The following is a 13,398-nucleotide window of genomic DNA, read 5'->3' as shown; positions in this document are numbered from 1 at the left end:
TTCCTGAACGGTTAAAACTGTGAAAAATCGGTTAGTGATAAGTAAAAACTATCACAGCGTGAAGCAGTTCACATATTTTAATGATGACAGGAACAGATATGGACACACTGGCGCACTACATCCAGACGTTAACCCCGCAACTGAGCGCGTGGCGTCGCGATTTTCACCATTTTGCGGAATCCGGCTGGGTAGAGTTTCGTACCGCCGCGAAAGTCGCGGAGACCCTGGACTCGCTGGGTTACGCGCTGGCGATGGGGCGCGACGTCGTCGATGCCGAAAGCCGGATGGGGCTGCCCGATGACGCGACCCTGGCGCGAGAATTTGCCCGCGCGCGCAAGCAAGGCGCGCCTGAGAAATGGCTGGCGCCGTTTGAAGGCGGCTTTACCGGCATTGTTGCCACCCTGAATACCGGACGCCCTGGCCCAACCCTGGCGTTTCGCGTGGACATGGACGCCCTTGATTTAAGCGAAGCGCTCGACAACAGCCATCGCCCGTTCCGCGACGGGTTTGCCTCCTGCAATCCGGGAATGATGCACGCCTGCGCACACGACGGCCACACCACCATTGGTCTGGGGCTGGCACAGGTGCTTAAGCAGAATGAAGCCCGGCTGAACGGCACCATCAAGCTGATCTTCCAGCCTGCCGAAGAAGGAACGCGCGGCGCGCGCGCCATGGTTGCCGCCGGGGCGCTGGATGACGTGGACTATTTCACGGCTATCCATATTGGTACCGGCGTCCCTGCCGGTACGGTAATCTGCGGCAGCGATAACTTTATGGCCACCACCAAGTTCGACGTGAGCTTCACCGGCGTGGCCGCACACGCGGGCGGTAAGCCGGAGGACGGTCGTAACGCTCTGCTCGCCGCCGCGCAGGCCGCCCTCGCCCTGCACAGCATCGCCCCGCACAGCGACGGCGCATCCCGGGTAAACGTCGGCGTGATGCAGGCGGGCAGCGGACGCAACGTGGTGCCCGCGAATGCGCTGATGAAGGTTGAAACCCGCGGTGAAAGCGAAGCGATTAATCAGTATGTCTTTGAACGCGCGCAGGCGGTGATTACCGGCGCAGCGGCGCTCTACGGCGTGAGCGCGGAGATGCGCCTGATGGGGGCCGCCACCTCCAGCGCGCCGACGCCGGCCTGGGTTGATTATCTGCGCGAACAGGCGAGCCAGGTTTCCGGGGTTGTTCACGCCATCGATAAGGTGAAAGCCCCGGCCGGATCCGAAGACGCCACGCTGATGATGGCCCGCGTGCAGCAGAACGGCGGCATGGCGTCCTATATGGTGTTTGGCACGGATTTGAGCGCCGGACATCACAACGAAAAATTCGACTTCGATGAGCAGGTGATGCCTGTCGCCATCGAAACGCTGGCGCGAACTGCGCTGAATTTCCCGTGGACGCGAGGTGTGTAATGCAGGAGAACTACGCTTTTATTGCCGATGCGATCGATACGCGATGTCGGACGTTAACCGATATTGCCGACGCGATCTGGGATCGCCCCGAAACCCGCTTTGAAGAGTTCTGGTCCGCCGAACGGCTGGCCAGCGAGCTGGAAGCCGAAGGCTTCACGCTGACCCGCGAGGCAGGCGGTATTCCAAATGCCTTTATCGCCAGCTTCGGCAGCGGAAAACCGGTTATCGCCCTGCTGGGCGAGTACGACGCGCTGGCCGGGTTAAGCCAGCAGGCACACTGCGCGACCGCGCAAACCGCCACGCCGGGGGCTAACGGCCACGGCTGCGGACATAACCTCTTAGGCACCGCGGCGCTTGCGGGCGCGGTGGCGGTGAAAAGCTGGCTGGAGCAGCACGGCGGCAGCGGAACGGTGCGTTTTTACGGCTGTCCCGGTGAAGAAGGCGGCTCCGGGAAAACCTTTATGGTGCGCGAAGGGCTGTTTGATGACGTCGATGCCGCCGTCACCTGGCACCCGGAAGCCTTTGCCGGGATGTTTAACGTCAGCACGCTGGCGAATATTCAGGCCGCCTGGCGTTTTCACGGCGTGGCGGCGCACGCGGCCAACTCCCCTCACCTGGGACGCAGCGCACTGGACGCCGTGACGCTGATGACCACCGGCACCAACTTCCTTAACGAACACATTATCGAGAAAGCGCGCGTCCATTACGCCATTACCGATACCGGCGGGATTTCACCCAACGTGGTGCAGGCGCAGGCCGAGGTGCTGTACCTGATCCGCGCCCCGGAGATGGCGGATGCGCAGCAGATCTACGAGCGCATCGAGAAAATTGCCCAGGGCGCGGCGATGATGACCGAAACCACCGTCGAATGCCGCTTTGATAAAGCCTGCTCCAGCTACCTGCCGAACCGCACGCTTGAGGCGGCGATGTATCGCGCCCTGCAGCACTACGGCACGCCGGAGTGGACCAACGAGGAGCGAGAGTTTGCCCGCGAGATCCGCGCCACGCTGACGCCCAACGATTTGCAAAACAGCCTGAAAAATATTGCCGCCACGGGTGGCGAAGCGGGTAAAGCCTTTGCCCGTCGTCATCAGGCGACGCTGCTGGTGGATGAAGTCGCGCCTTATGCCGTCACCGACAACGTGCTGGCAGGTTCAACCGACGTGGGTGACGTCAGCTGGAAAATGCCGGTCGCCCAGTGCTTCAGCCCCTGCTTTACCGTCGGCACGCCGCTGCATACCTGGCAACTGGTATCTCAGGGGCGAACCTCTATTGCCCACAAAGGCATGCTGCTGGCCGGGAAAGTGATGGGCGCGACCGCGCTCAATCTGCTGCAGGACGCCGCGCTGCTGAAAAAATGCCGTGAAGAGTTCGAACAACAAATAGAAGAAAAACCGTACGTGTGTCCGATCCCACAAGGCGTGACACCGTCACCTTTAAAATAAAAAAACACAACACAACAACACAACAGTCCCGAGGAACGCCCATGAGTATGTCATCCATACCTTCGCATTCCCCATCCGGTAAGCTCTATGGCTGGGTTGAAAGGATCGGCAATAAAGTGCCGCACCCTTTCCTGCTTTTTATCTATTTGATTGTGATTTTGATGGTCGCCACCGCCGTGCTCTCCGCCTTTGACGTCAGCGTGCGCAGCCCGGCCGACGGCAGCCTGGTGGCAGTGAAAAACCTGCTGAGCATTGAAGGGCTGCACTGGTTTTTACCCAACGTGATTAAAAACTTCAGTGGATTCGCCCCGCTCGGCGCCATTCTGGCGCTGGTGCTGGGCGCCGGTCTGGCTGAACGCGTCGGCCTGTTGCCCGCATTGATGGTGAAGATGGCTTCTCACGTCAGCGCGCGGTACGCGAGCTACATGGTGCTGTTTATCGCCTTCTTCAGCCATATCTCCTCCGACGCCGCGCTGGTGATCATGCCGCCGATGGGGGCGCTGATCTTCCTCGCCGTCGGGCGCCATCCCGTGGCGGGGCTGCTGTCCGCGATTGCGGGCGTGGGCTGCGGTTTTACCGCTAACCTGCTGATCGTCACCACCGACGTGTTGCTCTCGGGCATCAGTACGGAGGCGGCGAAAACCATTGATGCGGCCATGCACGTCAGCGTGATCGACAACTGGTACTTTATGGCAAGCTCGGTGATTGTCCTGACGATTGTCGGCGGACTGATTACCGATAAGATCGTCGAGCCGCGACTGGGTAAATGGGAAGGCCGCAGTGATGAAAAGCTGGAAACCCTGAGCAAAGAGCAGCGCTTCGGCCTGCGCGTGGCGGGGATTGTCTCGCTGGCGTTTATTGCCGCGGTGGCGCTGATGGTGGTACCGGAAAACGGCATATTGCGCGATCCGGTTAAACATACCGTCCTGCCTTCGCCGTTTATCCAGGGCATCGTGCCGCTGATTATCCTCTTTTTCTTTGTCGTCTCGCTCGCCTACGGTATCGCCACCGGTAAAATCCGTCGCCAGGGCGATCTGCCGCAGCTGATGATCGAGCCGATGAAAGAGATGGCGGGCTTTATCGTGATGGTGTTCCCGCTGGCCCAGTTTGTGGCGATGTTTAACTGGAGCAACATGGGCAAGTTTATGGCCGTGGGCCTGACCGACGCGCTGGAGGCGGCCGGGTTAAGCGGCGTACCGGCGTTTGTCGGCCTGGCGCTGCTCTCCTCCCTGCTGTGCATGTTTATCGCCAGCGGTTCCGCCATCTGGTCGATTCTGGCACCGATCTTCGTGCCGATGTTTATGATGCTGGGGTTCCACCCGGCTTTCGCGCAGATCCTGTTCCGCATCGCGGACTCTTCGGTCATTCCGCTGGCGCCGGTTTCGCCGTTTGTTCCGCTGTTTTTAGGCTTCCTCCAGCGCTATAAACCCGAGGCCAAACTGGGTACCTACTATTCGCTGGTTTTACCCTACCCGCTTATCTTTTTAGGGGTATGGCTGGTGATGCTGGTGGCATGGTATCTTGTCGGCCTGCCGATTGGACCGGGGATTTACCCGAGGCTGAACTAAAGGAATGAGGATGCTGAGATTACTCGAAGACAAGATTGCGACGCCGCTTGGCCCGCTGTGGGTGCTCGCGGACGAGCAGTTTTGTCTGCGCGCCGTTGAGTGGGAAGAGCACAGCGACCGCATGGAAGAACTGCTTGCGATTCACTACCGCTCACAGGGGTATGAACGTATCCGCGCCACCAATCCGGGTGGACTGAGCGACAAGCTAGCGGCGTACTTCGAAGGCGATCTCAGCATCATCGACACGCTGCCCACCGCCACGGCAGGCACCCCTTTTCAGCGCGAAGTGTGGCAGGCGCTGCGGGCCATTCCCTGCGGACAGGTGATGCATTACGGCCAGCTCGCGGAGCAGTTAGGTCGCGCAGGGGCCGCACGCGCCGTAGGCGCCGCGAACGGCTCTAATCCGGTCAGCATCGTGGTGCCCTGCCATCGCGTTATTGGCCGCAACGGTACCCTGACCGGCTATGCCGGTGGCGTGCAGCGAAAAGAGTGGTTACTGCGTCACGAAGGGTATCTTTTGCTCTAGTTCCCAGGCTTTTTGTGCTTAATTTTCTACCGGTTAGGCTAAAAATCCATAATCAAGCTGTGGAATTTCAAGAAGATGGCGACGCATTGTCGTCTCTTGTCCTTATTGAGGGTTTGTCAGGCTTACGTACTTACCAAAAAGATGTTAAAATTGACCAATATCAATTAAGGCTTGAGCAAACCTATGATCCCGGAAAAGCGAATTATACGACGCATTCAGTCTGGCGGTTGTGCTATCCATTGCCAGGATTGCAGCATCAGCCAGCTCTGTATCCCGTTTACCCTGAATGAGCATGAACTCGATCAGCTTGATAATATCATCGAGCGTAAAAAGCCTATTCAGAAAGGGCAGACGCTGTTTAAAGCGGGAGACGAACTGAAATCGCTCTATGCTATCCGTTCTGGCACCATCAAGAGCTACACCATCACCGAACAGGGCGATGAGCAGATCACCGGCTTCCATCTGGCAGGTGACCTGGTAGGCTTTGATGCCATCGGTACGGGCCATCACCCGAGCTTTGCTCAGGCACTCGAAACCTCGATGGTTTGCGAAATTCCGTTTGAAACCCTGGACGATCTGTCCGGCAAGATGCCTAACCTGCGTCAGCAGATGATGCGTCTGATGAGCGGTGAGATCAAAGGCGATCAGGACATGATTCTGCTGCTTTCTAAAAAGAACGCAGAAGAGCGTCTGGCCGCGTTTATCTACAACCTCTCCCGCCGCTTCGCCGAGCGTGGCTTCTCGCCGCGTGAATTCCGTCTGACCATGACGCGTGGCGATATCGGTAACTACCTGGGTCTGACCGTGGAAACCATCAGCCGTCTGCTGGGTCGTTTCCAGAAAAGCGGGATGCTGGCCGTTAAGGGTAAATATATCACTATCGAAAACGGTGAAGCGCTGGCCGTTCTTGCCGGGCACGCCCGCAACGTGGCGTAAACGCCATACGTATACAGCCAGACCGATAAATTTTCCTGATTTAGCGGTCTGGCCTGTCACCCCGTCCTTTATCTGACCTTTTCACCGTAGCACGTCCCCACACAGCACCAAAAAGGTTCTCGTTGAGGTTATGAATTGAGAGAAAGTTTGTTTTTCGTTTCAGTCGTGATTGCCTCCGTGACCTTTATCTTCATCTGGATCATGCTTGTCGGCCCAATGAAGGGAGAGGAAAAAACCTACGTTCAGGATTCCACGACCTTTGCGATAGCGGTGATGGTGCTGCTGTTTATTGCGTTTGTTGCGGTAACGACCACGGTGCTTTTCCTCTGATAAATTTTCATGAATTATTGATCTGGCAAAACCTCCCCTCTGTTTCATTCAGGATATATAGGTTACTCTTTTAATTACAGACTGTGGTGACAGTAGTAAGGAGACCTGTATGGCCAAGTATCAAAACATGCTGGTAGCAATCGATCCGAATCAGGACGATCAGCCGGCATTACGACGTGCTGTGTATTTACATCAACGGATTGGTGGCAAAATCAAAGCGTTTTTGCCGATCTATGACTTCTCGTATGAGATGACCACCCTTCTGTCGCCTGACGAGCGCACCGCTATGCGTCAGGGCGTCATCAGCCAGCGTACCGCCTGGATCCGCGAACAGGCGAAGTATTACCTGGAAGCAGGTGTGCCCATTGATATTAAAGTGGTCTGGCACAACCGACCTTTCGAAGCCATCATTCAGGAAGTCGTTGCCGGTGGGCACGATCTGCTGCTGAAGATGGCGCACCAGCACGACAAGCTGGAATCCGTGATCTTCACCCCGACAGACTGGCATTTGCTGCGTAAATGCCCTTGCCCGGTCTGGATGGTGAAAGACCAGCCGTGGCCTGAAGGCGGGAAAGCCGTTGTGGCGGTAAACCTCGCCAGCGAAGAGGATTACCACAATTCGCTGAACGAGAAGCTGGTGAAGGAGACTATCCAGCTTGCCGATCAGGTCAATCATACCGAAGTGCATCTGGTTGGCGCCTATCCGGTCACCCCGATTAACATCGCCATTGAACTGCCGGAATTTGACCCGAGCGTGTACAACGACGCGATTCGCGGTCAGCATCTGCTGGCCATGAAAGCGCTGCGCCAGAAATTCAGCATCGATGAGAAAATGACCCACGTGGAAAAAGGGCTGCCTGAAGAGGTGATCCCAGACCTGGCTGAACACCTGCAGGCGGGGATTGTGGTGCTGGGTACCATTGGCCGTACCGGTATTTCTGCCGCCTTCCTCGGCAATACCGCCGAGCAGGTGATCGACCATCTGCGCTGCGACCTGCTGGTTATCAAGCCGGATGAGTACCAGACGCCGGTTGAGCTCGACGATCCGGAAGACGATTGACCCCTAACGCCCGGCGGCGCAAGCTTGCCGGGCCTACAAAACCGTAGGCCGGGTAAGCGTGAGCGCCACCCGGCAATAAAAAAACCGCCGGATTCGGCGGTTTTTTCGTTTCAACGCAACTTACAGCGCTTTCAGAATCGCATCCACGCTGGCTTTGGCATCGCCAAACAACATGTGGGTGTTCTCTTTGAAGAACAGCGGGTTCTGCACCCCGGCATAGCCGGTATTCATTGAACGTTTAAACACGATCACGTTCTGCGCCTTCCACACTTCCAGAACCGGCATCCCGGCGATTGGGCTACGTGGATCGTCCTGCGCCGCCGGGTTAACGGTGTCGTTAGCCCCAATGACCAGCACGGTGTCGGTGTCGGCGAAATCATCGTTGATCTCATCCATCTCCAGCACGATGTCGTAAGGCACTTTCGCCTCCGCCAGCAGCACGTTCATGTGGCCTGGCAGACGCCCCGCCACCGGGTGAATACCAAAGCGCACCTTGATACCGCGCGCGCGCAGCTTCTCGGTGATTTCCGCCACCGGATACTGCGCCTGTGCCACCGCCATGCCGTAGCCCGGGGTGATAATGACCGAGTGCGAGTTCTTCAGCATCTCGGCGGTATCTTCCGCGCTGATCTCACGGTGCTCACCCACTTCCTCATCGGAACCGGTAGACGAGCCGTCAGAACCAAAGCCACCGGCGATGACGCTGATGAACGAGCGGTTCATCGCCTTACACATGATGTAAGACAGGATCGCACCCGAAGAACCCACCAGCGCACCGGTAACGATCAGCAGGTCGTTGCTCAGCATAAAGCCCGCCGCCGCCGCCGCCCAACCGGAGTAGGAGTTCAGCATGGAGACCACCACTGGCATATCCGCACCACCGATGGACGCCACCAGATGCCAGCCGAAGGCCAGCGCGATGATGGTCATCACCAGCAACGCCAGCACCTGCAGACCGACGCTTTCGGTACGCACGAAGACCACCAGCAGCACAAACGACACCACCAGCGCAGCCAGGTTCAGCTTATGACGGTTTGGCAGCATCAGCGGCTTAGAGGAAATCTTCCCGCGCAGCTTGCCGAACGCGACAATGGAGCCGGTGAAGGTGACCGCACCGATGAAGATACCGAGGAACACTTCCGTCAGGTGAATATTCACCAGAATCGGTTCCAGACCCGGCGTGTGGTACAGGTAGCTGTTGAAGCCCACCAGCACCGCGGCCAGACCCACAAAGCTGTGCAGAATCGCCACCAGCTCCGGCATCTCGGTCATTTCAACGCGTTTCGCCAGGCGAATACCAATCGCACCGCCGATGATCATCGCCACCAGGATCCACGCTACGTTGCCAGTATCCGGCCCGAAGATGGTGGCAATCAGCGCAATCGCCATCCCGGCGATACCAAAGTTATTCCCCTGCTGAGACGTTTCGTGTTTGGAAAGCCCCGCCAGACTGAAAATAAACAGGATTGCAGCAACAATGTATGCGGCTGTCACTAATCCTCCAGACATATGCTACCCCTTAGCCTTTACGAAACATTTTCAGCATGCGCTGAGTCACGGTGAAACCACCGAAAATATTGATACTGGCGATCAGCACCGCGATAAAGCTCAGGAAGCTGATCCAGCCGCCGTGGCCAATCTGCAGTAACGCCCCCACCACGATGATCCCGGAGATGGCGTTGGTTACCGACATCAGCGGCGTATGCAGCGCATGGGAGACGTTCCACACCACGTAGTAGCCCACGACGCAGGAGAGCGCGAAGACGGTAAAGTGGCCGAGGAACTCTTTCGGCGCGACGTCAGCCAGCCAGCCGAAGAGAATAATCACCAGCGCCATGATCGCGTATTTGCGCCACGGGGAAGCCGGTTTGGCAGGTTCTTTTGGCTCAGGCGCCGCTTTAGGCGCTGCCTGAGGCTGGGCCGAAACCTGAATCGGTGGCGCAGGCCAGGTAATTTCACCTTCACGCACCACGGTCACACCGCGCACCACCACGTCGTCAAAATCGACGGTGATGTTGCCGTCTTTCTCTTTGCAAAGCAGCTTCAGCAGGTTGACGAGGTTAGTGCCGTACAGCTGAGAAGACTGGGTCGGCAGGCGACCCGGCAGATCGGTATAGCCGATCACCTTCACGCCGTTCGCGGTCGTGGTCACCTGATTCGCTACGGTATATTCACAGTTGCCGCCGTTTTGCGCAGCCAGGTCGACAATCACGCTGCCCGGCTTCATGGAGTCAACCATCTCACGGGTAATCAGCTTCGGCGCCGGTTTACCCGGGATAAGCGCGGTGGTGACAATGATGTCGACATCTTTCGCCTGCGCGGCGAAAAGTTCCATTTCGGCTTTGATAAAGGCTTCGGACATCACCTTCGCGTAACCATCACCGCTGCCCGCTTCTTCCTTGAAGTCCAGCTCAAGGAATTCGGCGCCCATACTCTGGACCTGTTCCTTCACTTCAGGACGGGTATCGAAAGCGCGCACGATAGCGCCCAGGCTGTTTGCCGCACCGATGGCGGCAAGTCCCGCCACGCCCGCGCCAATCACCATTACCTTCGCCGGAGGGACTTTACCCGCCGCGGTGATCTGACCGGTAAAGAAGCGCCCAAATTCGTGGGCCGCTTCAACGATGGCGCGGTAGCCCGCAATGTTTGCCATCGAACTTAAGGCGTCCAGCGACTGGGCGCGCGAAATACGCGGCACGGAGTCCATCGCCATGACGGTGACGCCGCGCGCGGCCAGCTTTTCCATCAGCTCAGGATTTTGCGCAGGCCAGATAAAGCTCACCAGCGTGGTGCCCGGATTCAGCAGCGCTATCTCACTCTCTTCCGGTGCATTGACCTTCAGAATTACCGGCGACTGCCATACGTCGGCACCGTCCACCACTTCCGCGCCAGCCTGGATAAAGGCCTCGTCATCGAAACTCGCCAGTTTGCCCGCGCCGCTTTCAACTGCGACGGTAAAACCCAGCTTAAGCAGTTGCTCCACCGTTTTCGGTGTTGCCGCTACGCGGGTTTCATTGGCTAACCGTTCTTTTGGTACCCCAATACGCATAGTTTTCCCTTCCATCGGTTTTTGATGATGGTTTAACGATAAGTGCCCGCGGTTTGTATCATTTTTCGCCATCACGCAAGCAATGAGACACAATTAACCCCGGAAAATAAAACAGTAACAAACTGTCTATAACCTACTGAAAATAGCGGCCGTGATCTACCGCCAGAAAACACTATTTCTGACTTTATCTGTGAAAAATAAGCGATCGGCGTCACTGACAGTGATATTTACCTTAAATTCATCGCCAGAACCGATAATTCGCGCAAGCGAAGCGGTAAAAACATGATATAGCGCCATAAGAGAACAACTTATTAACATTAAATTAACTTGTAAAAGTCATAAGCTTTATCAGTTTTACTTGTCAAACGCGTGTTTTTTCAACATATCACTAAATGTTATCGAATAAGGTGATTCAGTGAGCACAGGCAGTGAAAAATGGCGCAGACAGCGACGGGTTTTAAATGCCATAATCGGGACCGTCTCAAATTAACAACAATACCAGTACATGGTTTGCGCAAGGCGAAGGATCATTTTTATGAAGCTTAAGAACACACTCCTGGCGTCCGCACTTCTCTCCGCGACCGCCCTGTCTGCGAATGCCGCAACAGAGTTAACGCCGGAGCAAGCGGCAGCGTTAAAACCTTTTGACCATAAGGTCATTGTGGGTCGTTATAATTCTATTGGCGACGCCGTCGCCGCTGCATCAAAGGCCGCTGATAAAAACGGGGCAGCCTCGTTTTATGTTGTTGACCAGTCTGATAACGGCAACAGCGGTAACCAGCGCGTGACCATTGCGCTGTATAAGGACAACGCGCCAAAAGCTGACGCACCGAAAAACCGCGTGATTAACGGTGTTGTTGAACTGCCGAAAGATCAGGCAATTGCGCTGGAACCGTACGACACCGTCACCGTTCAGGGCTTCTACCGCAGCCAGCCTGAAGTGAACGATGCCATCACCAAAGCCGCGAAAGAGAAAGGGGCCTACTCGTTCTACATCGTGCGTCAGGTCGATGCTAACCAGGGCGGCAACCAGCGTATTACCGCGTTCATCTATAAAGAAGATGCGAAGAAACGTGTTCTGCAGAGCCCGGATGCGATTCCGGCGAACTCAGAAGCCGGTCGCGCGGCGATAGCGAAAGGCGGCGAAGAAGCGAAGAAAGTGGAAATCCCAGGCGTCGCAACGACGGCTGCGCCAAGCGCTGAAGTGGGCCGTTTCTTTGAAACGCAGTCCACGAAAGGTGGCCGTTATTCGGTTACGCTGCCAGACGGTACCAAAGTTGAAGAGCTGAACAACGCCACTGCCGCGCAGATGGTGCCGTTCGACAGCATCAAATTTACCGGCAACTACGGCAACATGACGGAAGTCTCTTACCAGGTCGCGAAGCGTGCGGCGAAGAAAGGAGCGAAGTTCTACCATATTACCCGCCAGTGGCAGGAACGTGGTAACAACGTGACCATCAGCGCCGATCTGTACAAGTAACAAAATCGTTTAAGAAAGGCGGCGCAATGCCGCCTTTTTTGTTACTTTTTTTGAATTTCTGCCACACGTCATTGCATGCTTTCGTTACACTCCGTAAAATCCCGCGCCTTAGTGTGATCCACCATTTTTATGCGCCTGAGCGAAATAATTATTCTGGATTTTGACCTTTCATAACAGGAAGCCAATGGAAAAGAAACTTGGCCTGAGTGCTCTGACTGCACTCGTTTTAAGCTCAATGCTGGGTGCGGGCGTATTCAGTTTGCCGCAAAATATGGCGGCCGTCGCCAGCCCGTCTGCGCTCATCATTGGCTGGGGCATTACGGGAGTCGGAATATTGCTGCTGGCCTTCGCCATGCTGCTGCTGACCCGCATTCGCCCGGACCTGGACGGCGGCATTTTCACCTATGCCCGTGAAGGCTTCGGCGAGCTGATTGGCTTCTGTTCCGCATGGGGATACTGGCTGTGTGCGGTTATCGCCAACGTCTCCTATCTGGTGATTGTCTTCTCGGCGCTCAGTTTCTTTACCGATACGCCTGAATTGCGCCTCTTTGGCGACGGGAATACCTGGCAGTCTATCGTGGGTGCCTCGGTGCTGCTGTGGTTCGTCCACTGGCTGGTGCTGCGTGGCGTACAAACGGCCGCCAGCATTAACTTGGTGGCGACGCTCGCGAAGCTGGTTCCGCTCGGCCTGTTTATCGTTCTGGCCTTCATTGCGTTCCGTCTCGACGTGTTTAAGCTCGATTTCAGCGGCGTTGCGCTGGGCGTCCCCGTCTGGGAGCAGGTGAAAAACACGATGCTGATTACCCTGTGGGTATTCATCGGCGTTGAAGGCGCGGTTGTGGTTTCTGCCCGGGCCCGAAATAAACGCGATGTAGGCCGCGCCACGCTGCTGGCCGTACTGGCTGCGCTCGGGGTCTATCTGCTGGTCACGCTGCTGTCGCTGGGCGTGGTGGCGCGTCCTGAGCTGGCTGAAATGCGTAACCCGTCAATGGCAGGCCTGATGGTGAAAATGCTCGGCCCCTGGGGCGACGTGGTGATTGCGGCGGGTCTTATTATCTCCGTCTGCGGAGCCTACCTGAGCTGGACCATCATGGCGGCTGAAGTGCCCTTCCTGGCCTCTACACACAAAGCGTTCCCACGGCTGTTTGCGCGTCAAAACAAAAATAGCGCGCCGTCTGCCTCACTCTGGCTGACCAACATCAGCGTTCAGATCTGCCTGGTGCTGATCTGGCTCACAGGTTCAGACTATAACACGCTGCTGACCATCGCCTCGGAGATGATTCTGGTACCCTATTTCTTAGTGGGTGCGTATTTGTTAAAAATTGCCACTCGCCCCGCGCATTATGTCGTGGGTGTCGGAGCCTGTATTTACGGCCTGTGGTTGTTGTATGCTTCCGGACCTATGCATCTGCTGCTGTCGGTGGTGCTGTACGCACCGGGCCTGCTGGTGTTTATCTACGCCCGCCGCACGCATCAGCTGGAGAACGCGCTGAAACGCCGCGAAATGGCATTAATTGGACTCTTACTGGTTGCTGCCGTGCCGGCAACCTGGATGTTAGTGGGATAGCATCGCCTTTCCCATTGTTGAACTGTAA

The 13,398-nt window shown here is 56.6% G+C and carries 11 protein-coding genes; 9 read left to right on the top strand and 2 right to left on the bottom strand.

Annotation, left to right across the window (positions count from 1 at the left end):
• Nucleotides 1-98 precede the first annotated feature (98 nt).
• From V1572_RS12580 to uspE, 7 genes are all read left to right on the top strand, one after another.
• Nucleotides 99-1,409, top strand: coding sequence for a M20 family metallo-hydrolase (locus V1572_RS12580; RefSeq protein ID WP_262796144.1), 1,311 nt, complete (start codon nucleotides 99-101; stop codon nucleotides 1,407-1,409).
• Nucleotides 1,409-2,854 carry a M20 family metallopeptidase gene (locus tag V1572_RS12575; protein WP_252077265.1) on the top strand — a complete coding sequence of 482 codons (1,446 nt, stop codon included), beginning with the start codon at nucleotides 1,409-1,411 and terminating at the stop codon, nucleotides 2,852-2,854. The genes V1572_RS12580 and V1572_RS12575 overlap by 1 nt, the downstream gene beginning before the upstream one ends.
• Nucleotides 2,855-2,895: 41 nt before the next feature.
• The gene (gene abgT, locus V1572_RS12570) at nucleotides 2,896-4,422 is read left to right on the top strand and encodes a p-aminobenzoyl-glutamate transporter (protein ID WP_045910351.1); all 1,527 of its coding nucleotides are present in this window, start codon (nucleotides 2,896-2,898) and stop codon (nucleotides 4,420-4,422) included.
• A gap of 10 nt (nucleotides 4,423-4,432) precedes the next feature.
• The gene (gene ogt / locus V1572_RS12565; protein ID WP_045910350.1) at nucleotides 4,433-4,948 is read left to right on the top strand and encodes a methylated-DNA--[protein]-cysteine S-methyltransferase; all 516 of its coding nucleotides are present in this window, start codon (nucleotides 4,433-4,435) and stop codon (nucleotides 4,946-4,948) included.
• Between the two features lie 183 nt (nucleotides 4,949-5,131).
• The gene (gene fnr / locus V1572_RS12560) at nucleotides 5,132-5,884 is read left to right on the top strand and encodes a fumarate/nitrate reduction transcriptional regulator Fnr (protein ID WP_006174991.1); all 753 of its coding nucleotides are present in this window, start codon (nucleotides 5,132-5,134) and stop codon (nucleotides 5,882-5,884) included.
• Nucleotides 5,885-6,019: 135 nt separating this feature from the next.
• Nucleotides 6,020-6,214 carry a hypothetical protein gene (locus tag V1572_RS12555; protein ID WP_044596726.1) on the top strand — a complete coding sequence of 65 codons (195 nt, stop codon included), beginning with the start codon at nucleotides 6,020-6,022 and terminating at the stop codon, nucleotides 6,212-6,214.
• 109 nt (nucleotides 6,215-6,323) lie between these two features.
• A complete protein-coding gene (gene uspE / locus V1572_RS12550; RefSeq protein WP_032640084.1) occupies nucleotides 6,324-7,274 on the top strand; it encodes a universal stress protein UspE in 951 nt (316 codons plus the stop codon).
• Between the two features lie 120 nt (nucleotides 7,275-7,394).
• On the opposite strand, the gene pntB is transcribed toward uspE, so the two are convergent.
• Nucleotides 7,395-8,783 carry a Re/Si-specific NAD(P)(+) transhydrogenase subunit beta gene (gene pntB / locus V1572_RS12545; RefSeq protein WP_021241158.1) on the bottom strand — a complete coding sequence of 463 codons (1,389 nt, stop codon included), beginning with the start codon at nucleotides 8,781-8,783 and terminating at the stop codon, nucleotides 7,395-7,397.
• A 10-nt stretch (nucleotides 8,784-8,793) separates the two neighbouring features.
• Nucleotides 8,794-10,323 (bottom strand): Re/Si-specific NAD(P)(+) transhydrogenase subunit alpha, encoded by a 1,530-nt coding sequence (gene pntA / locus V1572_RS12540; RefSeq protein WP_008500544.1) that lies wholly within the window; start codon nucleotides 10,321-10,323, stop codon nucleotides 8,794-8,796.
• A 535-nt stretch (nucleotides 10,324-10,858) separates the two neighbouring features.
• Between pntA and ydgH the strand changes: the two genes are divergently transcribed.
• Complete coding sequence (gene ydgH / locus V1572_RS12535; RefSeq protein ID WP_048030717.1) at nucleotides 10,859-11,803, top strand: DUF1471 family protein YdgH; 945 nt, start codon at nucleotides 10,859-10,861, stop codon at nucleotides 11,801-11,803.
• Between the two features lie 184 nt (nucleotides 11,804-11,987).
• On the top strand, nucleotides 11,988-13,370 hold the full coding sequence (locus V1572_RS12530; RefSeq protein ID WP_045910348.1) for an amino acid permease: 1,383 nt from the start codon (nucleotides 11,988-11,990) through the stop codon (nucleotides 13,368-13,370).
• Nucleotides 13,371-13,398 lie beyond the last annotated feature (28 nt).

The sequence above is a fragment of the Enterobacter quasiroggenkampii genome (assembly GCF_043972695.1).
Lineage (GTDB): Bacteria > Pseudomonadota > Gammaproteobacteria > Enterobacterales > Enterobacteriaceae > Enterobacter > Enterobacter quasiroggenkampii.
This window is presented reverse-complemented; position numbering and strand designations above follow the sequence as displayed.